The following is a 23,625-nucleotide window of genomic DNA, read 5'->3' as shown; positions in this document are numbered from 1 at the left end:
GTCTTAGTTAATAGAGGCTCGTTAATAATAAAAATTATTACTGCATGTGGTTAATTTAGCGCTTACATACCAGACTTATTATTACTTTAGTAATATACAATTTAAAACTGTTTATTAAAAGTGATGCGTAATAGCTGAATACATATAAGTAAACAATAAATAATTCAACGTTAGATTATGATTTCGTTATTCTTCCCAGTTTAACTGTAGCGCCTTCATTATTTAAATTAAAGTTTAAAAGGTATGATAATGAAACGAATAAATTGGTTAGATTCAAGTCGAGGTGCAGCAATATTATGTTTAATCTTTATTCATTATGTTGGTGCTTTAGAGTCACGTGATTTTATTTCTTATGATTTAATGAATATTATAAAATCAATATTTCGGGTGGCTACACCTTATTTCATTCTTATATTTGGTTTTACATTTTCAATTGTCTATTCCAACAAACTCGTAACATGGAAGGCCGTAAGAGAATTATATTCCAAACTGACTTATCGGTTGTTTCTAGTGATTATTGCGCGTGAAGTGATCGTGTTAGGTAGTGCGATTCGCTACCCTGAACTTAAAGAACAGTTGTTGAGCATCCTGCTATATCAAGAGTTTTCAAAGACTGGTGAGATTTTAACCTTCTACTTTTTTGCTATTTTATTTGCACCTATCACCTTATTTTTGATGAGACAAAAACACAAAGCGAACATTGCTTTTATATTATTTTTATATTCATTTAGTTATTTAATAGGTAGTACCTACAACACTCAATTTACAGGTATGTGGTTTAGATTTTTATTCTATGATGTGTGTGCATTAATTCCTTTTTTTAGTCTCCTAATGTTAGGCATGTATTTCGGTATGCTATACAAGTCTAAATCCAGCGATTCGGAACGTCTCATTACATTTTCTGCAATTGCTTTAGTCTTCTTTATTTCAGGTCTATTTATTTTACAGTTCTTAACTAACACACCTATATTAACTTTAGCCGAATCAACACTAAAGACACCACCACATATTTCTTACTTATTGATTTACAGTGCTCTTTCCATATTTATAAGTGGTATTATTGCTATTGTATCGACAAAGAAAATACTTCCAAAAATATTTTTTTCATTTTTAGATATCATAGGAAGAAATTCTTTACTTTCTTATGTTCTTCATTATTTCTTGTTTATGGCAACGCCAATATCAATACTAATCTTCGGAAATAAAAGTTCAACAGGTGAGTTTTTTACATTTATATTTTTAATGTTTATTTTCTTCGGGTGTATATATGCTCGAGATTATATAAAAACCAATAAAAAACAAGAATTCCATATGGATACTAAAGTATCAAAATTAGAATGATATCAATGGCAACAGTTGGCGCCACCATATTCAGCTCTGCGGATTTTAAATAGACTAAAGACTAAGTAATCATTCGCTTCAAACTTATTATGCTACTCCAACCCTTGCCAATCAGGTGCCAGCACAGCCATCATCACTTTATCGACAAACTCACCGTTGCGAAAACCAGACTGCCTTTTCACCCCCTCCTGCACATAACCGGCATTTTTATAAGCGCGGATAGCACCAGGGTTATTAGCATAAGCGGTTAACTCAATGCGGTGTAGACCCAAGGTATTGAAGCCATAATCAGTAATCAGTTTCGTGACCCCTGTTCCTATACCTTTACCCCAATAGGTCTTATCGCCAATTAAGATAAAGTATTCGCCACAACGATTTAACGTGCTGATCGACGCGATACCAGCATAGCCTATCAATTTACCTGTTTCTGCACAGCAAACACCAAATGACACACATTTAGCATTACCGTTAATGCTGGATAACCAGGTAGTAATATCTGTTTTTGATTGCGGGTATGCATAAGAAGATAAGCTGAACTGCGTCACTTCACGATCACATGACCAGGCATAAAATTCAGCGCTATCATTAATATCTAACGATCTTAATTCAACCTTATTTGTCGTTAAAAACATCCTTTACCCCTTAATATTGAACGCTAATTTTAATACACAGCGTAAACTAACATAACCAGCGACAATATAAATAGCAGACCGTGACGATAAAACGTTCTGACTATGAATTTATCACTCACGCCTGTATCATGTTTAAGCTCGTGAAAAGTAAAAATAACCTAACACGACTATTTTGAAATCATGTTGAAATCTATGCTGACACCGACCGTTAGCAAGCGCATACAAACCAGTAATAGGTCATTATGGAAAAGAAAAACCAAGGTATACAATCTGTAGAACAAGCTTTTGAGATCATCGATTTTTTCTCTAACAAAAATCAACCGATCTCGTTAGGTGACGCTGCGCTACAAATGGATATATCTAAAAGTAAGCTCCATAAATATCTTGCCAGTTTTCTGCGTATCGGCATTATCACTCAAGATATAAATGGTCACTACTGCCATGGCTCCAAGCTAATAGAACTGGGTGCAAAGATCCTTGGTCACACAGACATTCTCCATTTCTGTGAACCAGAATTACAACGGTTAAGGCTAGAAACACAAGAAGCAACAGCACTCGCGGTTTGGACCACACAAGGCCCTATGATTGTGCGCTTCCTCGAGAGTCCCTATCCAGTGGCAATAAGCTTTAGGGTTGGTTTTCACGCACCACTCACACAAAGCTCTGTCGGCATGTGTTTTGCTGCATTCTCACCTGAAGAAGCGTATCAGCATCTACTAACTGCTGAAGCACAGGGTGAAACAGCGCCATGTGAGGAATTTAAACACGCGTTAACAGCGGTTAAAGATAAGGGTTATGCTGTTCGCAACACAATAAACCCAAGTATACCGGGCGCAAAAGCAATATCAGCGCCTATCTTTGACGCGACGGGTAATATCATCGCTTGTATTCTCATCATAGGTTTTAAGCAGCAAGAAGCGATCCAAGAACAGGCAATCCAAGCCATATGCGCTAGTAGCAAGCGACTATCGCAGCAGTTAGGGCACCATATTAGTACTTAGAATAGACACACTTAAACTAAGGCCCCATTAACCGGGGGCTCCAGTCCTCTAACACGCTATTTTCTAATCGTCGTTCAACAAGCCTGCGCCATGAATCGACCAGTGGTAACGTGAGTAGTTGTAAAAGGACGGTTTTGTCTAAACAGCCACTAAAAATAAGATTCATTATGCGTGCAACAGACCAGTCTGGATAAGGTCTTTCACAAAGTATAATATCATCCCCTGCACCTATAGTCCCTTCCTCCAAAACTCGAAAGTACCAACCAGTACGCAGTGTATCTTGCAGTTTAACCGCCATGTCATTATGTTCAAATCTTTCGTTTAATTTCCAACAAGGCATACGTCCTTGCGATACTTGTAATAATGTCGTGCCTATACGGATCTTATCTTCAATACAAATAGTATGCTCATCGACACCGAAGGAACTAATATTTTCACCAAAAGCCCCCACATGTTGGAATCGAAGGTTATCACTTAACGTTTTTTTCCACTCACCGTAATGCTCACAAGGATAAAGATGAAGTGCTTTTTCAATACCACCATGCACAATCAAATCACCTTGTTCGTCATTTATAAATCCTAATTTATCGACTAATTGACGCTCGACCATTGCCTTCTTGTCGATGCCACTTTTTGAGTCTCTCGCAAAAGGGACTGCTTTACCGACTAACACAGCACCAACCGAACCTATCTTTTTCATATCGCAGTCGCCCCTTTTTTATCGCATAAAACATTGAAGATATAAACCTTGTACACATGAAATAGTACTTTATCGCTCGTTACAAGGTTGATAAATCGGTTGTACCGCAAGTACTTCAATACCTGTTGGCGTACTCTTAAGGTAACGAACTTCATCGTCTGAGAATAAAACCTCTCTCGTAAAACCTTCTGTCGTTGGGAATCGTGTTAATGCTAAGGCTAGAATTTCGTCTCTGGTTTTATGATCATTATTTTCAATTGCAACGTCACAAAATGGTTTTTTGTCTTTAGTTATTTTAATTTTATATCTCATGGCTATCTCTCACGTTAGGAAACTGAATGTAACAATATTAAATCGGACTATATCACCAACCACCGAATACACCAATAGGAAATACAGTTACACATTAAGAAATGGCAATGGGGAGCAACGTGATTACAAAATGACAATGACCCAGAGATAAACGATCAACGCTTTCAATTCACTAAATCAATTCACTCAACTCGCTAAATGCTGCTGCATAATCTCTCTCAGTCGCTTTAACCCTTTGCCCTTATTCACCGTTTTCCAAGCAAGGTAAATGTCTGATACATGCTCGCCTTCTCCCAGTTCAATTTCGACTAAAGCACCCGAGTCTAAATGTGATTGAATACGTGCTTTTGGTAGATAACCGACACCAATGCCAGCAATAATGGCTTGGATCTTGTGTTCGACGGAACTGACGTAAAAATGCCGACTCTGTTCAATCAAATTATTTGACCAAGGGATCGCGGTTTGCGCAGAATCATGCACAACAACAGTGCGGTAGTTATCAATTTCGGACTTGTTAAACGGCACTGTAAAACTCGCTAGCTCATGGCCTTTAGGCACGACAAATACTTTCTGCAGATTGCCTAAAGCCGTCACACTTATGCCCTGTTGACGAGGGATAGGATCGGGGGCTGCAATCAGTAAATCGGTGCGGTCTTCAATTAATGCCTCCCACGAACCATTCATTACCTCTTCATTCAGGTCTACTTCGATATTCGGATGCTCATTTAAAAACTGCGCGAGTGGTGCAAACAATAACGCCATGTCAAAAAGAGAGTCAAACGTAATGTTAATTTTAGGTTCCCAACCATGCGAGATAGTTTGCGTTTGTTCAGTCAGTTTACTCACTGCGCCAAGCACCTTGCGGCCTTCATCCAGTAAATGCCGACCCGCAGGCGTTAACACCGAGCGCCTGCCCTGACGGACAAATAAAGTCACCGCCAATTGCTCTTCTAGTTTCTGCACTATGTAAGAGAGTGCCGAGGGTACTTTGTTTAACTGTTCGGCCGCTGCCGCGAAACTACCACGGCGGTCGATGGTATCGAGCACTTGCAATGCTTCGATGGTAATTGGAGATTTATACATTGTCCGCCTCTCTTATCATTAAGCTCGTCACCAAGCCTGTCATCAAACGATTCTTCAAACTAGGCTTCAAGCTATTCATTAACAATAATGCTGTTATCAATTGTTCAAATATTTTGAACATACTAAACAAAATTCACCGGTTATTCCAATTCATTTAAGCGAATACAATAGCTACACACTTAGAAGACATACTTAAACACCCTAACGAATCAAAGAGAGCACAGCATGAACATCGCAACAATCAAACAAGTATTAACATCAGACAACAATGCTTCAGCATTACCACTACGCTTGATAGCAGGTATTATTTTTACTGCACACGGCGCACAAAAGCTATTTGCTTGGTTTGGTGGTTATGGGCTAGAAGGTACTGGCCAATGGATGGAATCTATCGGTTTGGCACCTGGTTACTTAATGGCGATGATGGCTGGTAGTGCCGAATTCTTTGGTGGCCTATTGCTTATCCTAGGTTTACTGACTCGACCAACTGCATTGGTTTTATCCGTCACTATGCTGGTTGCTATTTTCAGTACCCATTTTGCTAACGGTCTATTTATGAGTAATAACGGTTACGAATTTGCATTGGCACTATTTGCAATCACAGCGGCACTCATGTTCCAAGGCGGCGGCAAGCTTTCACTAGACCGTGTATTAGTAAGCAAAATAAACTAATCAATATATTGCATCAATGTAATACATAAGACAGCAATCAGGCACGAATCAAACAGGAGTATTCTCATGGGATTAATCGTCAACGGCCAGTGGCATGATCAATGGTACGAAACCAAAAGCAGCAAAGGTCAATTCGAACGTCAGGAAAGTCGTTTCAGAAACACGATTTCTAATGCTGAAGGTAGTCGCTATCCAGCCGAAGCAGGCCGCTATCACTTGTATGTTTCGTTAGCGTGTCCTTGGGCACATCGCGCATTAATTTTTAGACAGTTAAAACAACTCGAAGACATTATTTCGGTTAGCGTGGTTAAACCTGAAATGCTTAGCAATGGGTGGGAGTTTGGTGCTATTGATGATGAAAGTCATGACTACAACGATTCACTCTATCAAAGTGATTATGTTTACCAGCTTTACCTGAAAGCAGCGCCGGATTATGAAGGTCGTGTGACAGTGCCGGTATTGTGGGATAAACAAACGCAAACCATCGTTAACAATGAATCGAGTGAGATCATTCGTATTTTCAATACTGCGTTTAATGATTTAACGGGTAACCACGATGACTATTACCCAGCAGATTTACGACCTGAAATTGATGCGATTAACGAGCGTATTTATCACACTATCAATAACGGTGTATATCGCGCTGGATTTGCCACGACGCAAGCAGCATACGATGAAGCATTTGAAGCACTTTTTAGTAGTTTAGATTGGCTAGAAACACACCTGAGCACTCACCGTTATTTAGTCGGTGCACAGCTGACAGAGGCAGATTGGCGTTTGTTCACGACATTAATACGGTTTGACGCGGTTTATCACGGTCACTTTAAATGTAACCGCAATAAATTAACTGAGTTTCACCATATCAGTAACTACGTTCGTGAGCTATTTCAGGTTAATGGCATCGCCAGTACAGTTGATTTGGAATATACCAAGATCCATTATTATGCGAGCCATGACACCATTAATCCGACTTTAATTGTATCGCGTGGACCAGTACACAATTTTACTGCTGCGCACGATAGAAATAACCTAACAAGCAAGGTCTAAAAGATAACTGCAGAGGAACACACCATGATAAAACATTACCCTTTTCAGCAAATAGGCAAAGCAAACCATGGTTGGCTGAAATCCAATCACCATTTTAGTTTTGCCAATTACTACAACCCGAAAAGAATGGGCTTTGGCTCGTTACTCGTGGTGAATGATGACTGGGTTGCCGCTGGGACTGGGTTTCCAGCGCATCCACATCGTAATATGGAAATCATTACCTTTGTACGTTCTGGCGCTGTTACCCATAAAGACAATGCTGGTAATACAGGCGTAACCCTCGCTGGTGAAGTCCAAGTAATGAGTGCCGGTAAGGGCATAACCCACTCGGAATACAATTTATCCAAAGAGCCATTAACGCTATATCAAATTTGGATTGAACCGAACAAGCACAACGTAACACCAAGATGGGATAGTAAGGTATTTTCTGACAGTACTGTTAATCATACCAATACAGTTAACCGTAAAGGTAACACTAGCCTGCCCCTGCTCGTTTCCGGCTATCCAAACGAGCAAAATAATGCCCTGTTTATCAATCAAGCGGCACGGATCTATGGAGGGAAAGTCAAAAAAGGCTCACTGTTTACGCATAAAATTGAACATCAAGTGTATGTGCTAGCATCCAACGGTGAATTTGAAATCATTGATAATCAGCAAACAGTATTGATGAAAAAAGGCGACGGTGCTGAAGTGATCAAACAACACGAGATCACCATTAAGGCTATATCGGATGCAGAGATCATTATTATTGATGCGCCCGCCTAACGGCAGCGCACAAGGTTAATTAGGTGGTTGGTCTGATACTGCATTAATGCGAATCTATTACATAATTGGATAAGTTACCGGTAATTAAATCGCGTTGACTTTCTAACACCGAAATTAAATACCCTTTACACGCACTCACGCGGTTGACCGTAACTCCACATGATTCAAAACCCAAATGCCCCAGTCTGATGGTGGCATTTGGCGAGATGATTAACATTAACGTCGCGTACTGCTAATACTTGGAAATGCCTACGAGTTAGTATCCGTAGCCACGCGACGTTATATTTTCTGTCAATGTCCATATTACGTTTAGGAAGTGCATTCACCTGAACATAATAGACACCTAATTTATTCTAAGTTTTATTTCTTTATTTCTTTATTTCTTTATTTCTTTATTTCAAGAATTAGATAATCCGAAAATACGGTGACATTCAGGACTATCTAAAAGTCGAACGAGTATGCGGTCAACGCCCTCTCCCGTCCCTTGCAAAGGTTCTTGTAACGGATGTTGGCGATACAATTGACCATATGCATTATCTGCAAATTCATCCAGTGGTTGAACTTCTAGCTGAGCTTTATCTTGCATGTTTTTCAAATGAGAACCTGAAAATTTTAACTTATTAGGTTCCAGCCAACCCTCTTTCATAAAACCAGTCGCTTTACGTTCACAGCGACATGGATTAGTAGGATCAACGAGTCCACATTTATTATGCATGAAACTATGTAAATCTCGACGAGCGCGAGATAATTTCTGCCTAAAATTACCTGGTGTGATCGCTAATATATCTGCAGCAACCGGCGCGCTAGCTTCAAATATATCCGCTAAGATATATACCATACGCTGTTCACGGCTAAGGCAAAGTAACATTCCCAGCATACAGCCCATTTTGGCTTCTTCCACAATCAATGCACGCTCAGGCTCGTGCTCTGTTGTAAGTTCTAAATCATGGTTCGCAATAGCATCTAAATCATTTCCATAAGCTGTAAATCCAGAAAAGCTATTTTCTATAGGACCTCGTTTACTATCAAGAAAACAATTGGTCACGATTCGGTAAGCCCAAGTTCGAAAAGAAGAACGCCCTTCGAACTGGGCTATTCGGGTGACCATTTTTAACAATGCTTCTTGCGTAATGTCTTGCGCATTTTGTGGATTAAGCACCATACGAACTGCAATATTATATATCCAGCCCTGATGACGACGGATCAATATTTCCAAGGCGTCTTTATTCCCAGCAGCCGCTGAACTGGCAAGTTCTGCATCTTTTTGATCGTGATGAATTTCAGCTGTAAAAGGGTTATGTATCATTTCAGTAATCCGTTTTGCTCATAAACAGTAAAAAAATCAAAGAGTGCCATTTCAGCAGTATTTTGAAAGAAGGATTGGTGTGCTGACATCGCCATTATTTTCGCAGCCGTTTCTTCCGCAGCTGACTGAGATGCCCATGCAATAAAGTCAACATAGCCCCCATTGGTCTTCACTGAGGATAATGCCATACCAGTATAAAAGCTTGAACTATTTTGTAATTCCAAATAAACACCGAGTCGTGATTCTTCCTGTATTGCAATGTCTTTCACAGAATAAGCAGCCAATTCAATGATCGCTCCAGGCCGGATAAATTGATCCAATACCGTTATTGATGATGCTGATTGAAAGTAACCAAAAACAGTTAATTCAGTAGACTCATTTAAAAAGAAACCATCCATAGATTTAGCCGTGCGAGTCACGTTAGTGTCTTCCCATAAGCTAATGTCAGCAAATAGATCGGGTTCTGCCAGCGAACGTAAATGAATACTACTGATAAATCCGGGCGTAGCTTTAACGTCTTCCATCCTATCTTTGACTAATACCGGATGTAATGCTGGTTGCTTAACCCGATAGATAGCGACTTCAACAAACGGAAGTACTTGTGGTACAGCCACTGCGGTGCCTGTAGCTGCTAGCGATATTCCCATCATGGCGATAGTCTTTTTCATTGTTTTACCCTATGTGTTTTTTATAATTTCCTGCCAAATGCAGGTTTCATAGAGTTAGACGTAGCAGGTCGGTAAGGTGTTACAGTTTACAGGTGATTTCATGTATATTTTTATTAATATTTATGTTTCCTACATCAACTTCAAGTCTCAATGTTTCTTATTTCGCCTTTCACTAACTTTACATATCTACAAATTTTGTATATTGTGAAGCCCAGTTTGTTCACCAGAGCTTAATAGATATGAATATTTTCGACACTGAAAATACCCACGACTTAATCTTGCACGCAGCAATGAATAGGTTTTCACATTACGGCTATAAACGTACATCTTTAGAAGATATTGCCAACGACGCAAATTTATCTAGGCCAACAATATATGCGCATTTTAAGAATAAAAAAGCGCTGCTTAGAGCGGTATCTGAAGGCATACATAATACGACAATAGCCAATATCGAAATCGCTCTTTGCTCTGACCAAAAGGTAGAGCAACGCCTACTAAATTGTTTTTTAGCTTGGACAGAACCTTATAGAAGTATACTTTTTGGTTCACCTCATGGCGCTGAATTGATTGGCGAAAATGGCACTCTAGCAAACGATATTTCTGTACTAGCCTGTGAAACGTTCGACAAATTATTAACCAAGGTGTTAGTAGATTTACAAAAATCGGGTTCTATCAACCTGACTTTAATTAATCTGACGCCTTCTCAAGCCGCTGAATTTATGATTGCGTCTCTAAACGGCATCTCTTTCGTTAACGCGAATGAGAGTACGCATAAACACTATTTGCAGACTCTTATTAAGCTATTTTTAAACGGTTGCAGTACCAACACAGGAATCAAAAAATGATCTCAACTTACATTGACCTTGTATTGCTACTAAGTGGTTTAATAACATCAAGTTTAATCATACAGGTTGTCGCACCTCGTTACGCACTGAAAGCTTTTTATGGCCTAACAGTAGACAGCGAATTAGCATTGTTTCTAGCCCGTGCTGGCGGCCTGCCCATAGCAACCATCGGCTCTTTAATGATTTGGGCCTCATTCAATGATGCAATACAATTACCGATCATTATCGCGGCTCTCATTAGCAAAACATTATTTATTACACTCATTGTTTTAAACTGGAAAGTAACTGGAAAGGGATATGCGCTAACAATAGCAATCGACTCAATTGTGGTCCTGCTATTAAGCCTATATTTGTTAGGTGTGTGGTCGTGATTTATTTAGAGTTCATAACTATAATGGCAACAGGTCTATTAGCTGGCGCACTATTAACCGAAGCTTGCATCTTAGTACCATACTGGCAAAAAATGCCAGCAAAAACATTCTTACGTCTTCACCACAAGATGGCTCCAAGTTTATTCCGGTATTTCGCACCACTCACCGTTATTGGCACATTGTTGCCAATTATCACTTTTATCTTAGTATATAGTGCTAGCGAAACAAGTTGGCCTGCATGGTTACTCAGTGCAACATGCGCCGTATGTCTGCTCAGCTTCTATCTGTTGTTTTTTCGTCAAGCTAACAACAGGTTTTCAACTACAACAGATCCAGAGATAGCAGCAAAAACACTCGCAGCATGGGCTAAAGTCCACATGATTCGGACCTTCATCGCGATTGTAGGATTTTCAGCTGCCATTTGGGGAGGCATGCCCATCTAATTGAACGTTCAGGATATTTTGCAAACTGTGATTAGAATGATAGAACACAAACGCCCGAGGTTATTAGCTTTGGGCGTTTCTTCTAGCAGAGTCGGTTATGATCAACCCAGACTTATCACTGTATGTTTAGAAGCCATTAGGATTATCAATAATATAAAGCCAACCGCCATCAGTATATTTCATCACCTCAAGTGCCATTCCACTTTGTACATTAGGAATCTCCCAGTCGGAACGGATAAGAGCCGTGTCACCATTGATGTGAATAGATGTACCGTGTGTAACTATTTCCACGTCTCCTTGCATATAACCTTTTAAGCTCTGCTTGATAGCTTCTTTACCTCTAGCGAGGTTACCTTCAGCATCTAAAACGAATACAGCATCTTCATGGAATAACGTACCTAGCCCAGCAATATCTTTATTGACAAAATACTTTGAAAATAACTGGTGTAACTCGCTCGGTGTTTGCGGCTTTTCGTAATCTATTGCTGCATTAGCGAAAAAAGATAAAGTACTTAAAACGACTAACAATACTGCTTTCATAATATTTCCTTAGTTTCAATGTTCTGTGGCGATGAAGTGATCATACTGAAGTAAGTTTCCAAAAGAAATTAGGTACTAAAAAGTAACTAGTTACCTCCCAGTAACCGGTACGATTATAGTAATTTGATACATGTTCGATATAATGGAAAAAACGAGGGAGATAACATGAGTGAACAAGGTAAACAGCCTGAAGGTTATTGTAGTGCTGATAAATACTTAACATTGGTCTCTACAAAGTGGACAGCTCATATTGTTTGGTTAATTGGTCAGCATCAAGAAATTCGTTTCGGGCAAATACGCAAGCAACTAGCTCTAATTTCTAGCAAAGTACTCAGTGAGCGATTAAAGTTGTTAAGGGAAGAAGGTTTTGTTTGGCGAAGACAAGAAGAAACGGTTCCTGTTACTGTGTATTACGGGTTAACGCCAAAAGGGAAAGAGCTTGCTGACATTGTCGATATTATCGTCAGAAAATCTGATGACTGGGACAAGTCTTGATTCATGCCGATTTGTCCTTAACTTTACAATGTAAAAACAAACAATGGTATATACAGAAATGGGTTCTGCATACAGTGATTCGGGTTATAAAACGGAAATGCCCAAGATTATTAGCCTTGGGCATTTCTTCTAGCAGAGTTGGTTATGACGAACCAAGGCTTATAACTTCATGTGTAAAATTGGAAATGGTTTACCCATATCATCAAGCGGCGAACGTGATACGACCTTAAAACCCATATGCTCATAAAAGCCAACAGCTAATGGGTTTTGCTCATTCACATCAACGCTACTTACGTTCAATACACCAATGGCATATTCTAATAACAACTTACCTGCGCCTTGCCCTCTGGCGTTATCAGCGATAAACAGCATTTCAACTTTCGCGCCATGGACACCCACAAAGCCAATAATTGCGCCGTTTACATCTTTGATACACTTTAAGGTAACCGCTGGAAAAGCCTGCTCAATGATGATTGGCTTAAAAAACGCGATATCTTCTTCGGTAATGAAGTCATGAGTTGCTTTGACTGAATTTTCCCAAACAGCTAACATTTCTGCGTAATGTTCAGGAAGCACATTTTCTACAATCATAATTATCTCACTTAAACTCTTCTTGCTTAAATTCTTCTGATTACAGTGCAGCCGCGATAACGGATGATAGCAAATAAAGTCAATGGAGATAGACCTAAAACGAAAGATACCCATCAACCGCACTATTTTGTACACTATTACCCAACTATCACCCTACTTTCATTTATGAGCCAGATATGACTATTCCGACAGACGTTTTACAGGCAGTCGCCAACGCAATGACGGCAGAACAAGTGGTTAGTACCCAGTTAATTCAACCTTTGTGGGGTGGATATGGAGAGCTGTTTCGTGCCACGTTGAGTGGAAGTCAGTATACTTCGGTGATAGTCAAACATATCAAATTACCACAGCCAAAAGTGCATCCGCGCGGTTGGAATACACCGATTTCTCATCAGCGAAAATTGAAATCATATCAAGTGGAACTGCATTGGTATCAGTACTACGCTAATAACTGTCTAGCGCAATGTCCTGTACCTAAGTGTTTATATGTTGAAGAACAAAGTGATGAGATATTACTGATCATGGAAGATTTAGCTACGCTGGGGTTTGAGCAGACGTTTACTAGCTTTGAGCCTAAGCCTGCCAGTCATATCACGGTGACCAATGAGCCACACGTCAGTAATAAACAGATAGAGGCCTGTTTATCTTGGTTAGCTTATTTCCATGCCCAGCACCTTGCGATTGAACCAGAAGGTTTATGGGATTGCGGAAGCTACTGGCACCTAGCCACACGCCCTGACGAACTGGCTTCGTTAACCGACATCCCATTGCAGCAAGCGGCTGAAAAAATAGATAACACATTACAACAATGCCAATTTCAAACCCTGATCCATGGCGATGCTAAATTAGCTAACTTCTGCTTCACAACCGCTGGCGATCGGGTTGCAGGCGTTGATTTCCAATATGTCGGTAAAGGTTGCGGCATGAAAGACGTGATCTTGTTACTCAGTAGTTGTTTACCCTATCAACACTGCGATCAAGCTGTACCAGCATTGCTGGATTATTATTTTAGACAGTTAAAGCAAGCGCTGTCAGAGCATCAACCACACGTAAATCCGCAAGCAGTGGAAGATGAATGGCGACCGCTTTATTGCATTGCCTGGGCTGATTTCCAACGTTTCATGAAAGGCTGGAGTCCGACTCACTGGAAGATAAATAGCTACACTGAAGCGCTGACTCAGCAAGCGTTAGTATTGTTAAATGAAGTACAATTAAATTCACCTGAATAAGGTCAATAAACACAATGAAACTCACGGTTTGTCAGCTAGAGCAGCTATTACAACTTGCCAAAGAGGCTGCTTTAAAAGCGGGTACATTCATCAATAGCGTTGATAGAAGTTCGCTGCAGGTAAATAATAAACAGGCAGGATCAAGTTTGAGTACGCAGGTGGTCACGCAAGTGGATTGGGACAGCCAAGCCATCATATTAGAGATTCTAGAGCCAACTATCGAACAATATGATATAGCTCTGCTGACCGAAGAAAATGCCTGCGAAGAAGATGTAGCAACCCACGCCCGTTTTAATAAAGACTATTTCTGGTGTATCGATCCACTCGATGGCACCCTGCCCTTCATTGAAGGTGGGGATGGTTTCGCCGTATCTATCGCCTTAGTTGATATTGCAGGTAAACCTATCATTGGCGTGGTTCTTAACCCCTGCACAGGTGAACTCTATCAGGCCATTAATGCACAGCCACTCATATCAAGCATACTGAAGAATGGACAGCCTTGGCGAGCTGATCGGCCAGAGCAACCGAATCAACCGCAGCCTATTAGTTCTGTATTAAGTTTGTATATCGACCGCAGTTTTCAGCAAGACGCTCGCTATCCTGCTGTGATTGAGCAATTAACAACACAGGCATTGCAGCAAGGATTAGAGTTACAAGTAATCAAAAACTGTGGGGCTGTCATGAATGCCATTGGCGTACTCGAAAATCCACCAGCTTGTTATGTGAAGTTACCGAAACCACAACTCGGTGGCGGCAGCTTATGGGATTTCAGTGCGACCGCAGCTATCACCCAAGCGCTGTCTGACCAATATTTAGCGTCATCTTCGCAAGTGTGTTGCACAGTAATTGATTATCAGGGCGCGCCTTTAGATCTTAATCGTGTAGATTCAAATTACATGAATCATAAAGGCGTGTTGTATAGCAGTGGATTGAATACATATAACGGCAGTGCAGACCTAAAATAAAACCGTCACCATCATCACCGATGAGTCAATTCTTGACTCGTGTATCCCATTGAAGCTACTACAACATGATCTTCAGCATAAACAAGATCAAACAAATTCATGGTAAGTAATAGCAGTGTTTTTATATTTAATGATTTGTACGGTGATTAACTTATTATAGTATATAGACGCGTTAATTTTATTATTAAACGGTAAGTTTGTATATTTCTAGCTACGTGGCATTAGTTATAGCAATCATTAATAAATTCAATTTGTGTCAACTTAAGTTATATTAAGTTATATTAAGTTATATTAAGTTATATCATATAATGGTTATTAAGGTATAAATAAAAACAGCCCCTGATTTAGAGCTGTTTTAAATTAGATTTAATTAAGTTCTATATTTTAAAATGACTTAATTCACTGCGTAGATTCGTCGCACTTTCTGTTAATTCGTTACTAATGATTACCGAAGCACTCATACTTTCTATTACTTCCATTGCTGTATCATTAATGCGTACAACATTACGGTTAATATCTTCAGAAACACTGCTTTGTTCTTCTGCCGCAGATGCGATTTGATTATTCATATCGTTAATAACATCAATAGCTTGGTTTATTTCAGAAAAGGCTTGCTGTGCTGCTTCTGTTTCTTGCTTGGTATCTAAGGCTTGTTCTTGACTTTGCTGCATTAATCTTACAATTGATTGTGTTTCTTGCTCTAATTTTTCCAACATAGAACCGATCTCTTCCGTCGATGTTTGCGTGCGGGTGGCAAGATTACGAACTTCATCTGCGACGACAGCAAATCCACGGCCAGCGTCACCTGCTCGTGCAGCTTCAATCGCAGCATTTAAAGCAAGTAGATTAGTTTGTCCAGCAATACCACTGATTTCTTCTATTATGCCTTGGATCGAATGACTCGATTCTGCCATTGTCTTCGTTTGATTTTGGGCGTTATTGATTTGAAGCGCTAAGCTTTCTACTGACGACACAGCGCTATGCATCCGGTTAATACCAACGACACTATTATCTTGAACTTGACTTGCGGCCGAAGCTGCTTGCACTGCCGAATTAGCGACTTCTTGAGCTGTCGCACTCATTTCATTAATCGCAGTTGCTAGCGAATGTACCTCATCGGCTTGCATATCAAGTTGCTCTTTAGAACGTGCCGCACTTTGCAGCCCCTTACCGGCCCCTTGATCAACTTGGTCTGCACTTTGCGTTACAGTCAATAGCATCTCTTGCATACGCGCGAGGAAAGTATTAAACCAATATGCCAGTTGCGCACTTTCATCATTACCTTTAACGATGATTCGATAGGTTAAATCGCCATCACCTTGAGCCGCATCTTTAAAACGCTCAACCAAGTTAATCAAAGCTTTACCTAACGAATGAGCAATCATGCTCATTGCAGCAATACCAATAATAGTTGCAATGAGGCCTGCGATGATGCCTTGTCCTAATGCATCGGAATTTTGATCATGACTCCAAGATTCAAAGTCAGCAACGCTTTGAATTAGTTCATTAGTTGGAATAGACACCATGACAACCCAAGGTGAACCAGAGGTATCAATAGATGTAATAGCGTATTCATCGTTACCAATAGTAAGCATACCAACGTCATTTAATATCGCTAAATTTTGAATTTTTTTCCATTTTGATAAAAGGTCTGAAGGCACCTTTCTGCCGATGTTACTGCTGTCTTTACTATTAGCGAGTAACGCCCCCTTCCATGAGGAAATAAGAATATGACCTTTCCCATCATAGAGGTTTTTAGCCAATTGCTCGCTCTGTCCTTGCAGTTCAGCCAAAGATAGGTCAAAACCAAGTGAGCCAATAATTTTACCATTGAGTTTTAATGGTTGGCTGATGGTAGTGATCAGTTCTTCTTGGCCGCGAACTGAATACATATAGGGTTCCATGACAAACGTTTTACCGGTTTCATAAGGCATTAAATGCCAGTCATCGGTACGTTCGCCATTACTATTCAGCGCTGTGTTGTTGAAATTTTCCATTGCGACAACATCAAAACTATCATTTGAGTTCGGAGAGAAAAAGGGCGCTAAATAACCTTTAGTATTGAATGCTTTTGCTACGTTGCCTGCCGTCTCTTGTGGCCATGTTTCTTCTTCCCAAACCATGTAACCAGCAAATACCGCTTTGTTTTGCGCTTCAAGTGCCGCAATAAACTGCGTAACAATAGTTTCAGCATCTGCTTTGTTTTGTGCGCTCAGTTCAATGATGGAACGTATTTGCTTCAAGTTTGCTAAAACGGGGTATAGTTGACTTTCGAGGGTGTTCGCTTGATTATTTGCAGTAGATCGTAAGTTTAAAGTGGTCGCATCCGTTAATTGTGTTTTAACTTTTGCCGTTATTTCTTGATTAACTTTAGTAAAAGCATTGGTGGTAATCCCCATTGCGATCAATAAGGTAAAAGCCATTGTTAACCCAGCAAAAATGGCAATGCGTGTGCGTATACTTTTAAACATTATTTTCCTTAATCATTTGTAATAACGGCATTTTATAACTCACTGTCAATGAATAATCATTCCGCGATACTTCATCAAATATTTGTTTTCATGGCGAGCTTATTTAATTTAATTACGCTATATACACCTTACTTAAAATAAAGATAATAGCGATAATTTAAATTTTAACCTTTGGATTTCAGACTGAATATATAACAAATCTTAATCAATATATACACAACCACTAATAAAATTATTATACACACGCATATTTATAAAATTATTAATCATAGTCAATAAAATATTAATTTCTTAAATGATGATATGAGAGTGGAGTGGTCAACGACCGTGATATTCAAGTTTGAGATACGTGCTAACTAATAATTCATGGTCAGTTCAATTAATTGAAATTAAACCTCGTCAGCAAGTTGGGTTAAATAATTTTGTAGCTGCTCGACAGAATCCGTAATCAATAATTCGAGCGCTGATAATTGCGATCTTGTTAACGCTTCATTTTTACATGAGTGTTCTAATTCATTACAAAGGTCATACAAAGCAGTAAGCCCCAAAGCAATCGCGGCGCCTTTTAATTTATGCAGTAATTTTTCTTGTTGTTCTGCATTCAGTACCGAAAAATCACTGTAATCCGACTGCGTCTGTTGGCAGAATAACTGCACTAGCGCAATAATCTTGTCTTTACCTAAATATTGACGGTCTTGTTCAAGTGTTGCAGAGTCAAACAATATGACACTGTCTAATAACGGCAGAGAGTCTATCTTATCTGTCGTTTTATCTTCAATCTTGTGTACTTCTTCACTGACTATCTTATCTACTGTGTTATCAACTGCATCAAAGCCGACTTCATTTACCATCACCTTAGCAATGGTACTTTTAAGGCGTTTCATCTGTACTGGTTTGGCAATAAAACCATCAAATCCTGAATCGATAAACTTAGTAATATCTTGTTTAAAGACATGAGCAGAGACTGCAATTGTCTTTAATGGCCGTTGATTATGCTGCGCCATCTCACGCAATCGGCTAGCCAGTTCGACGCCATCCATATCCGGTAGGTTGATGTCCAATAAGGCCAGATCAACATCCTGCTGTGAATACAACGCGAGTGCAGAAGCCCCGTCGCAAGCACTGTAAACTTGATGACCTAATTTTTTAACCAGTGCGCAAGCAACTTCAAGATTGATTTGGTTATCTTCAACAATGAGGATACGGAAGCAGCTGTTGGTTTCAACAACGCTTGTCGCTATCGCCAATTGTTTGTTGATCAAGATTTTCGGTGCCGTTTCCAATGGAATGCTAAAGAAAAAACAACTGCCCTGTCCTTCCATACTCGTTAACGACAAAGACCCTCCAATTGCCGAAACCAGTCGCTGACAGATGGCTAAACCTAGGCCAGTGCCAGCTGCGCTGCTTAAGTTCGCCACTTGGGTAAAGGCTTCAAAAATGGTTTGCTGTTTATTCAGTGCCACACCACAGCCTGTATCGGTAATGCTAAAACTAAGCTCGTGTTGATGCTTACTCATGGTCAGTGAAACATTGCCTGTGACGGTGAATTTTATCGCATTGCTGACTAAGTTGATAATAATTTGGCGAAGCTTACCCAAGTCAGCAAGCACCCAGCTATCCAATTCGGCATCCAGATTAAAAGTTAAATCCAGTCCCTTTTTTTCAGCCCTCGCGCCCATCAGTTCGATCACATTATTGCCCAAACGCGCTAGATTAACCGCGCGTTTCGATACTTCGATATGACCGGCTTCAATCTTTGAATAATCTAGAATGTCATTGAGGATCTCTAACAGGTTTTCACCCGATGTCAGAATAGTTTGGGTATAAGTCTGTTGTTGCGTAGACAGTGACGTATCCGCTAACAATTCTAATGTACCCAACATGCCATTCATTGGCGTGCGGATCTCATGGCTCATATTAGCAAGAAATACTGATTTAGCATTATTGGCATCTTCCGCCTGTTTCTTTGCTAATGCGTGTCCCACAGACTCATCATTGAGCCGTTGATTAATTAGCATGAGCTGCGCTGTTCTTTGCTTTACCAGTTGCTCTAAGTTTTCTTTATGCAGACGTAATTCTTTTTCCGTTTCAATTTGTGCTTGTTCAAGCTTTTGTTTTTTTACCGCGTTGTCACGGAACACATCAAGCGCCAATGCCATTTGCTTTAATTCTTCATCATTAGAAGGCTCGACACTGATCTCAAGATCACCTTCTGCAAGCTTTTTAATCACTTGGGTATAGTTGGATAATTTGAATACGATGCCTTGATATACAATTTTCCACATTACCCCAATAATCACGGTTAATGACAAAAAGGTAGCGAGTAAAAGACTGCTCTGCGACCAAGAAACCTGCTTTTGATGTTGTTTACTGGTTTCTAGAGCTTGTTTAGTTTGTGTTTCCACCAAGGCAAGAATACCCTGATTAAGCTCACTCAATTGCTTTGATATATGCAGATGTAAGTTATTCTGTTGCTGTTCTAGATTGAGATAATCGCGTTGCTGACTGATTAAATCATTGAAAACAGTCAGGCTTAATATTGCAGACTTGGCGCGTTCTAAACGATCAGGATCCTTGATTGAATCCGCCAGCTGATTGATAATGTATAACAGTTGATCTTTTTGTTGGGTTAATTGAGTCAGTGGTTCTGTTGTCGAAGTGGTCATTATAAGATCTGCGACTTGTCCCAGTTCTAAGCTGTACTTTTCCAATGCGGTCATTTTATCTAATAAATTAAGATCTTCATCAATAATAAGATCAATGTCTTGATAGATAATGTTGCTATCCTGACCTTGTTCAATTAAGTCATAAAGTCCGCTTAATCTGACTAAAGCAAACGTATTAGCATTGGCTACCTGAGATTGCGATAACTGAAAAATATGTCGCACACCAGTAGTAGCCTGTTGAAATGACGTTTTGCGCTGCTGGTACTGTTGAATTTGTAATTTGGCATTGTCATTGAGCTGACGGATATTGTTGATGATATTGGTTTTTTGCAATATCAGGTGACGGATATTGCTATTACCATTACTATTGCCAAACTCAGAAGCATCAAAGGCTTTAAACTGCTTGCCAATAGCAAGGTTTAACTGGGTCAATTCAGCATTAATATTATATCGCTCAATGTCACTGGTGGCATTTTTCAGTAAGGTAGTACGATTGGTTATTTGTAAACTGATGTTCGCTAGTTCACGGGCGCTGGATAACGTTGGCAACGTTTGTTGCGTGAGCTTTTCACCGTTGTCGGCAATAAGGCTCAAGCTATGCCACGATACGGTACTGATGACAACCAATAAGCAAACGGCAAAACTAAACGCGAATAACAGCTTGTTACCTATACTTTGACGAAATCGCAATGTAATCTCCTTTGCTAGCATGACTAGAACTAAAACGATGGCTAAAACTATGCCTAAAACTAAAACTAAAAAAACGGCTATTACCCAATTTAACGCTAATCACTAGCCACCAACCACTTGTACACATTTAGAGTGAAATACAGCATGAAACCTATTATGAAATCTTTGTTCCTATTCATCAAGTTAGTATTCATCACATTGTTGTTCAATGCGCCAGTATCGGCAAACACTGAACAGGCGCAAGCGCCACTACGTCTTTGTGCTGTTTATCCACATCTGAAGGATTCATATTGGCTAAGTATCAATTTTGGCATGACTGAACGTGCAAAACAAAGAGCTGTATCATTAAAAGTGCTGGAAGCTGGCGGTTATAAAAATAGTTTGGAGCAATGGACGCAAATTGAACAGTGCCTACAATGGCAAGCCGATGCCATATTAGTCGGTGCAGTGTACTTTGAACAGCTCAGTGCCAGACTCGCAGAACTGAATAAAACCGTACCGTTATTTGGCTTGGTAAACGAAGTCTCCACCACTAGTCTGACGGGCCGCACGGGTGTATCTTGGTATCAAATGGGTGCAAAGTTAGGGCAATTCCTGAGTCGTAAACATCCTAAAACAGATAACGCTGAAAAATTAAAATTAGCCTGGTTCCCTGGTCCTAACTCTGGTGGCGGCAGTCAACAAGCGACCTTGGGTTTACAGGATGCGCTGAAAAATAGTGATGTCGAGATCGTAGCAATTAAACATGGTTTGAATAATAAAATGCGTCAGTTTTCACTCATTAATGAAACCCTGGCTGAATTTGTTAATCAAGACGGTCACAATGAGCTCGATTACCTTGCTGGCAATGCGATAATGGCGGAAATGGCGATTGGCGAGTTGGCGAATCTAGCAGAAAGCGAACGTCCACAAATCTTAAGCCATTACCTGAGTCATGGCGTGTATCGTGGTATTCTCCGCGGTAAAATTCTAATGGCCAATTCTGACCAAATGGTATTGCAAGGTGCAATGGCCATAGATCAAGCCACTGATTATTTATTAAAGCAAAAAATCATCAAGGATCAGGCGCCTGAAATATTAACGCTCACCAAAGAATTGTTAGCGCAATTTCCTACTGCGCAATCGTTGTCGCCGAGTTATTTCAAACCGGTTTATTCGGTTAACCCTTAATTAAATTAAGCTAACACGCGAATAAATAACCTTCGCCATGCACAGTAATAAGATATGCAGGATTTTTCGGATCTGATTCTATTTTATTACGCAGTCGACGTACTAATACGTCTATCGTACGATCATTAGGCGCTTCGACTCTATGATCAATCAGAGTCAGTAATTTTTCTCGAGATAACACCTGTTCAGGATGGGCGCTGAATGCGACTAACATGTCGTATTCGGCTTTGGTCAGTTTTATTTGCTCACCGTTTAGACACAGTTTTCGTTTGGAAATATCAAAACTATACGGACCAAAATAAAATAAGTCATCATCACGTTCAACTTTGCTGACATCTTCCAAGGCATTGTTGGCCTGCGTTGTCAGTGAAATACGCCATAACAAATTTTTCACCCGTACAAGTAACTCGCGTAACTCAAAAGGTTTAGTGACATAATCATCAGCCCCCATTTCTAGGCCAATAATTTTATCAATGGCGTCGATACGACCAGTAACCAGAATAATACCGATATTTGACTGCCCGCGCAGGGTTCGAGTGATCATCAAGCCATCTTCGTCTGGCAAGTTGATATCAAGCATAACAAGGTCGATGTGGTGATTCGCCAACACCACATTCATTTCAGCTTTGCTCGCAGCCTCACTCACTTGGTAACCTTCATGCTGAAAATAGCCAACGAGTTTCGCGCGGGTTATCGCTTCATCTTCAACAACCAAGATATGCTTATTTTTCAAATTAAATTCCTTAACATTCTGCATTAACTAACTGGCTCACCATAACTCATTCGATAGTTGATTTACTGATGCACATCAACCTTCGTATGCTAAGAATCGATGTAAAGCCGACTTATTTTTTTTCTGTTATCTCAAACTACTTTTTGCATAAATGCAGGGTATCAATAATGAGTGTGTTTTAATAACGCCTCATACCCTGCTGACTTTGGCATTGTAAACTGAATAGGAGCATGCCAACAACAAGCAAATACCGGCAGGGATATACAGGGCATAAAAATTTAACACATTGAAAAAATACGCACCAAGTGTACCACCCGAAATGAACCCTGCAATAATTAAGATAAACAAGGACGCCTTTCTTTTATCAAATGGCTGACCTCGTAACCTCGCCCCTAGCATAATACCCAAATCAGTAAATATGCCCGTTAAATGGGTTGTGCGGATAACCGCGCCACTGTAAGTCGTGACAAGTGCGTTCTGCAAGCCGCAAGCTGCTGAAACCAAATAATTACCTTGTACTGATCCCTGTACTAATAAATAACTAGAACCTAAAATAAACAGCGCTTCTAAAACCAGCAGGCCACTGTAGTTACGACCCAATTTTAATGCACCACTACGCAGGAAATAACCCGATATAACAGAACCGATGACGAAGCTAAGGATCACACAAGCCAAATGCAGCACATCAGCAACACTGGACGTAATGATGCCGGAGCCGAGCAATGTCGCGGTACCTGATAAATGGGAAACGGCTTGATGTTTGAAACCTAATAATCCGATGGAATTAATAAGCCCAGCCACCAGCGCAAGCACAAATGAACCATATTCTACCCAGCGGGGTAATTTTGAAATCACGACAATCCTTTAAGCCACGATCAGCTCGTTAAAT

24 protein-coding genes are annotated in these 23,625 nt (G+C 40.0%); 12 read left to right on the top strand and 12 right to left on the bottom strand.

The annotated features are described in order from the left end of the window. Positions 1 to 249: 249 nt before the first annotated feature. Positions 250 to 1,341 carry an acyltransferase family protein gene (locus A923_RS0113360; protein ID WP_017222177.1) on the top strand — a complete coding sequence of 364 codons (1,092 nt, stop codon included), beginning with the start codon at positions 250 to 252 and terminating at the stop codon, positions 1,339 to 1,341. Positions 1,342 to 1,433: 92 nt separating this feature from the next. Here the strand turns inward: A923_RS0113360 and A923_RS0113355 are convergent, their stop codons facing one another. Further along, entirely contained in the window at positions 1,434 to 1,973 is a 540-nt protein-coding gene (locus tag A923_RS0113355; RefSeq protein ID WP_017222176.1) for a GNAT family N-acetyltransferase, read from the bottom strand. A 242-nt stretch (positions 1,974 to 2,215) separates the two neighbouring features. Here A923_RS0113355 and A923_RS0113350 point away from each other — a divergent pair, with 242 nt between their 5' ends. Beyond that, complete coding sequence (locus A923_RS0113350) at positions 2,216 to 2,974, top strand: IclR family transcriptional regulator (RefSeq protein WP_017222175.1); 759 nt, start codon at positions 2,216 to 2,218, stop codon at positions 2,972 to 2,974. Between the two features lie 16 nt (positions 2,975 to 2,990). On the opposite strand, the gene A923_RS0113345 is transcribed toward A923_RS0113350, so the two are convergent. The 3 genes from A923_RS0113345 to A923_RS0113335 form a co-directional block, all read right to left on the bottom strand. Beyond that, positions 2,991 to 3,674, bottom strand: coding sequence for an MOSC domain-containing protein (locus tag A923_RS0113345; RefSeq protein ID WP_017222174.1), 684 nt, complete (start codon positions 3,672 to 3,674; stop codon positions 2,991 to 2,993). 69 nt (positions 3,675 to 3,743) lie between these two features. Next, positions 3,744 to 3,986, bottom strand: coding sequence for a hypothetical protein (locus A923_RS0113340; RefSeq protein ID WP_017222173.1), 243 nt, complete (start codon positions 3,984 to 3,986; stop codon positions 3,744 to 3,746). Positions 3,987 to 4,172: 186 nt separating this feature from the next. Continuing rightward, complete coding sequence (locus tag A923_RS0113335; RefSeq protein WP_017222172.1) at positions 4,173 to 5,069, bottom strand: LysR substrate-binding domain-containing protein; 897 nt, start codon at positions 5,067 to 5,069, stop codon at positions 4,173 to 4,175. A gap of 225 nt (positions 5,070 to 5,294) precedes the next feature. Between A923_RS0113335 and A923_RS0113330 the strand changes: the two genes are divergently transcribed. The 3 genes from A923_RS0113330 to A923_RS0113320 all read left to right on the top strand — a co-directional run bounded on the left by A923_RS0113330 (position 5,295) and on the right by A923_RS0113320 (position 7,553). Further along, positions 5,295 to 5,741 carry a DoxX family protein gene (locus tag A923_RS0113330; RefSeq protein ID WP_017222171.1) on the top strand — a complete coding sequence of 149 codons (447 nt, stop codon included), beginning with the start codon at positions 5,295 to 5,297 and terminating at the stop codon, positions 5,739 to 5,741. Positions 5,742 to 5,807: 66 nt separating this feature from the next. After that, positions 5,808 to 6,788 (top strand): glutathione S-transferase family protein, encoded by a 981-nt coding sequence (locus A923_RS0113325; protein WP_017222170.1) that lies wholly within the window; start codon positions 5,808 to 5,810, stop codon positions 6,786 to 6,788. Between the two features lie 24 nt (positions 6,789 to 6,812). Continuing rightward, positions 6,813 to 7,553 carry a pirin family protein gene (locus A923_RS0113320; RefSeq protein ID WP_017222169.1) on the top strand — a complete coding sequence of 247 codons (741 nt, stop codon included), beginning with the start codon at positions 6,813 to 6,815 and terminating at the stop codon, positions 7,551 to 7,553. A gap of 397 nt (positions 7,554 to 7,950) precedes the next feature. Here the strand turns inward: A923_RS0113320 and A923_RS22275 are convergent, their stop codons facing one another. Both A923_RS22275 and A923_RS0113310 read right to left on the bottom strand, forming a co-directional pair. Then, positions 7,951 to 8,859 (bottom strand): RNA polymerase sigma factor, encoded by a 909-nt coding sequence (locus A923_RS22275; RefSeq protein WP_017222168.1) that lies wholly within the window; start codon positions 8,857 to 8,859, stop codon positions 7,951 to 7,953. Next, positions 8,856 to 9,527: an antibiotic biosynthesis monooxygenase family protein gene (locus A923_RS0113310; RefSeq protein WP_017222167.1), complete on the bottom strand. Its 672-nt coding sequence runs from the start codon at positions 9,525 to 9,527 to the stop codon at positions 8,856 to 8,858. Before A923_RS0113310 ends, A923_RS22275 begins: the two co-directional genes overlap by 4 nt. A gap of 239 nt (positions 9,528 to 9,766) precedes the next feature. Between A923_RS0113310 and A923_RS22660 the strand changes: the two genes are divergently transcribed. From A923_RS22660 to A923_RS0113295, 3 genes are read left to right on the top strand one after another with little or no spacing between them, the layout of a single operon-like run. Then, positions 9,767 to 10,372: a TetR/AcrR family transcriptional regulator gene (locus A923_RS22660; RefSeq protein WP_017222166.1), complete on the top strand. Its 606-nt coding sequence runs from the start codon at positions 9,767 to 9,769 to the stop codon at positions 10,370 to 10,372. After that, the gene (locus tag A923_RS0113300) at positions 10,369 to 10,743 is read left to right on the top strand and encodes a hypothetical protein (protein ID WP_017222165.1); all 375 of its coding nucleotides are present in this window, start codon (positions 10,369 to 10,371) and stop codon (positions 10,741 to 10,743) included. Before A923_RS22660 ends, A923_RS0113300 begins: the two co-directional genes overlap by 4 nt. Positions 10,744 to 10,766: 23 nt before the next feature. Next, the gene (locus A923_RS0113295) at positions 10,767 to 11,186 is read left to right on the top strand and encodes a DUF1772 domain-containing protein (protein WP_017222164.1); all 420 of its coding nucleotides are present in this window, start codon (positions 10,767 to 10,769) and stop codon (positions 11,184 to 11,186) included. Between the two features lie 126 nt (positions 11,187 to 11,312). Here the strand turns inward: A923_RS0113295 and A923_RS0113290 are convergent, their stop codons facing one another. Continuing rightward, positions 11,313 to 11,726 (bottom strand): YybH family protein, encoded by a 414-nt coding sequence (locus A923_RS0113290; protein WP_017222163.1) that lies wholly within the window; start codon positions 11,724 to 11,726, stop codon positions 11,313 to 11,315. A gap of 165 nt (positions 11,727 to 11,891) precedes the next feature. Here A923_RS0113290 and A923_RS0113285 point away from each other — a divergent pair, with 165 nt between their 5' ends. Beyond that, positions 11,892 to 12,221, top strand: a complete 330-nt coding sequence (locus tag A923_RS0113285) for a winged helix-turn-helix transcriptional regulator (RefSeq protein WP_017222162.1) — start codon at positions 11,892 to 11,894, stop codon at positions 12,219 to 12,221. 159 nt (positions 12,222 to 12,380) lie between these two features. Here the strand turns inward: A923_RS0113285 and A923_RS0113280 are convergent, their stop codons facing one another. Next, on the bottom strand, positions 12,381 to 12,812 hold the full coding sequence (locus tag A923_RS0113280; RefSeq protein ID WP_017222161.1) for a GNAT family N-acetyltransferase: 432 nt from the start codon (positions 12,810 to 12,812) through the stop codon (positions 12,381 to 12,383). Positions 12,813 to 12,988: 176 nt separating this feature from the next. Between A923_RS0113280 and A923_RS0113275 the strand changes: the two genes are divergently transcribed. Then, complete coding sequence (locus A923_RS0113275) at positions 12,989 to 14,041, top strand: phosphotransferase (RefSeq protein ID WP_017222160.1); 1,053 nt, start codon at positions 12,989 to 12,991, stop codon at positions 14,039 to 14,041. Positions 14,042 to 14,055: 14 nt separating this feature from the next. Continuing rightward, positions 14,056 to 15,006 (top strand): 3'(2'),5'-bisphosphate nucleotidase CysQ family protein, encoded by a 951-nt coding sequence (locus A923_RS0113270; RefSeq protein ID WP_017222159.1) that lies wholly within the window; start codon positions 14,056 to 14,058, stop codon positions 15,004 to 15,006. 377 nt (positions 15,007 to 15,383) lie between these two features. On the opposite strand, the gene A923_RS0113265 is transcribed toward A923_RS0113270, so the two are convergent. Then, positions 15,384 to 17,477: a methyl-accepting chemotaxis protein gene (locus tag A923_RS0113265; protein WP_017222158.1), complete on the bottom strand. Its 2,094-nt coding sequence runs from the start codon at positions 17,475 to 17,477 to the stop codon at positions 15,384 to 15,386. 389 nt (positions 17,478 to 17,866) lie between these two features. Beyond that, positions 17,867 to 20,833: a TMAO reductase system sensor histidine kinase/response regulator TorS gene (gene torS / locus A923_RS0113260; protein WP_017222157.1), complete on the bottom strand. Its 2,967-nt coding sequence runs from the start codon at positions 20,831 to 20,833 to the stop codon at positions 17,867 to 17,869. Positions 20,834 to 20,989: 156 nt separating this feature from the next. On the opposite strand from torS, the gene torT reads away from it, so the two are divergent. After that, entirely contained in the window at positions 20,990 to 22,003 is a 1,014-nt protein-coding gene (gene torT / locus A923_RS0113255; protein ID WP_237716219.1) for a TMAO reductase system periplasmic protein TorT, read from the top strand. Between the two features lie 10 nt (positions 22,004 to 22,013). Here torT and torR read toward each other — a convergent pair whose 3' ends face one another. Together torR and A923_RS0113245 are read right to left on the bottom strand one after the other, a co-directional pair. Continuing rightward, positions 22,014 to 22,760 (bottom strand): two-component system response regulator TorR, encoded by a 747-nt coding sequence (torR, locus tag A923_RS0113250; protein ID WP_033197624.1) that lies wholly within the window; start codon positions 22,758 to 22,760, stop codon positions 22,014 to 22,016. 165 nt (positions 22,761 to 22,925) lie between these two features. Beyond that, positions 22,926 to 23,591, bottom strand: coding sequence for a YoaK family protein (locus A923_RS0113245; RefSeq protein WP_017222154.1), 666 nt, complete (start codon positions 23,589 to 23,591; stop codon positions 22,926 to 22,928). Positions 23,592 to 23,625 lie beyond the last annotated feature (34 nt).

Source organism: Moritella dasanensis ArB 0140, from assembly GCF_000276805.1.
Taxonomy (GTDB): domain Bacteria; phylum Pseudomonadota; class Gammaproteobacteria; order Enterobacterales; family Moritellaceae; genus Moritella; species Moritella dasanensis.
Note: the sequence above shows the minus strand (reverse complement) of the source record. Positions and strands in the feature narration are given on the sequence as shown.

Bases quoted from the DNA above. Each gene is read 5' to 3' on its own strand.
- A923_RS0113360 (WP_017222177.1), top strand. From the start codon at position 250: ATGAAACGAATAAATTGGTTAGATTCAAGTCGAGGTGCAGCAATATTA.
- A923_RS0113355 (WP_017222176.1), bottom strand. From the start codon at position 1,973: ATGTTTTTAACGACAAATAAGGTTGAATTAAGATCGTTAGATATTAAT.
- A923_RS0113350 (WP_017222175.1), top strand. From the start codon at position 2,216: ATGGAAAAGAAAAACCAAGGTATACAATCTGTAGAACAAGCTTTTGAG.
- A923_RS0113345 (WP_017222174.1), bottom strand. From the start codon at position 3,674: ATGAAAAAGATAGGTTCGGTTGGTGCTGTGTTAGTCGGTAAAGCAGTC.
- A923_RS0113340 (WP_017222173.1), bottom strand. From the start codon at position 3,986: ATGAGATATAAAATTAAAATAACTAAAGACAAAAAACCATTTTGTGAC.
- A923_RS0113335 (WP_017222172.1), bottom strand. From the start codon at position 5,069: ATGTATAAATCTCCAATTACCATCGAAGCATTGCAAGTGCTCGATACC.
- A923_RS0113330 (WP_017222171.1), top strand. From the start codon at position 5,295: ATGAACATCGCAACAATCAAACAAGTATTAACATCAGACAACAATGCT.
- A923_RS0113325 (WP_017222170.1), top strand. From the start codon at position 5,808: ATGGGATTAATCGTCAACGGCCAGTGGCATGATCAATGGTACGAAACC.
- A923_RS0113320 (WP_017222169.1), top strand. From the start codon at position 6,813: ATGATAAAACATTACCCTTTTCAGCAAATAGGCAAAGCAAACCATGGT.
- A923_RS22275 (WP_017222168.1), bottom strand. From the start codon at position 8,859: ATGATACATAACCCTTTTACAGCTGAAATTCATCACGATCAAAAAGAT.
- A923_RS0113310 (WP_017222167.1), bottom strand. From the start codon at position 9,527: ATGAAAAAGACTATCGCCATGATGGGAATATCGCTAGCAGCTACAGGC.
- A923_RS22660 (WP_017222166.1), top strand. From the start codon at position 9,767: ATGAATATTTTCGACACTGAAAATACCCACGACTTAATCTTGCACGCA.
- A923_RS0113300 (WP_017222165.1), top strand. From the start codon at position 10,369: ATGATCTCAACTTACATTGACCTTGTATTGCTACTAAGTGGTTTAATA.
- A923_RS0113295 (WP_017222164.1), top strand. From the start codon at position 10,767: ATGGCAACAGGTCTATTAGCTGGCGCACTATTAACCGAAGCTTGCATC.
- A923_RS0113290 (WP_017222163.1), bottom strand. From the start codon at position 11,726: ATGAAAGCAGTATTGTTAGTCGTTTTAAGTACTTTATCTTTTTTCGCT.
- A923_RS0113285 (WP_017222162.1), top strand. From the start codon at position 11,892: ATGAGTGAACAAGGTAAACAGCCTGAAGGTTATTGTAGTGCTGATAAA.
- A923_RS0113280 (WP_017222161.1), bottom strand. From the start codon at position 12,812: ATGATTGTAGAAAATGTGCTTCCTGAACATTACGCAGAAATGTTAGCT.
- A923_RS0113275 (WP_017222160.1), top strand. From the start codon at position 12,989: ATGACTATTCCGACAGACGTTTTACAGGCAGTCGCCAACGCAATGACG.
- A923_RS0113270 (WP_017222159.1), top strand. From the start codon at position 14,056: ATGAAACTCACGGTTTGTCAGCTAGAGCAGCTATTACAACTTGCCAAA.
- A923_RS0113265 (WP_017222158.1), bottom strand. From the start codon at position 17,477: ATGTTTAAAAGTATACGCACACGCATTGCCATTTTTGCTGGGTTAACA.
- torT (WP_237716219.1), top strand. From the start codon at position 20,990: ATGAAATCTTTGTTCCTATTCATCAAGTTAGTATTCATCACATTGTTG.
- torR (WP_033197624.1), bottom strand. From the start codon at position 22,760: ATGCAGAATGTTAAGGAATTTAATTTGAAAAATAAGCATATCTTGGTT.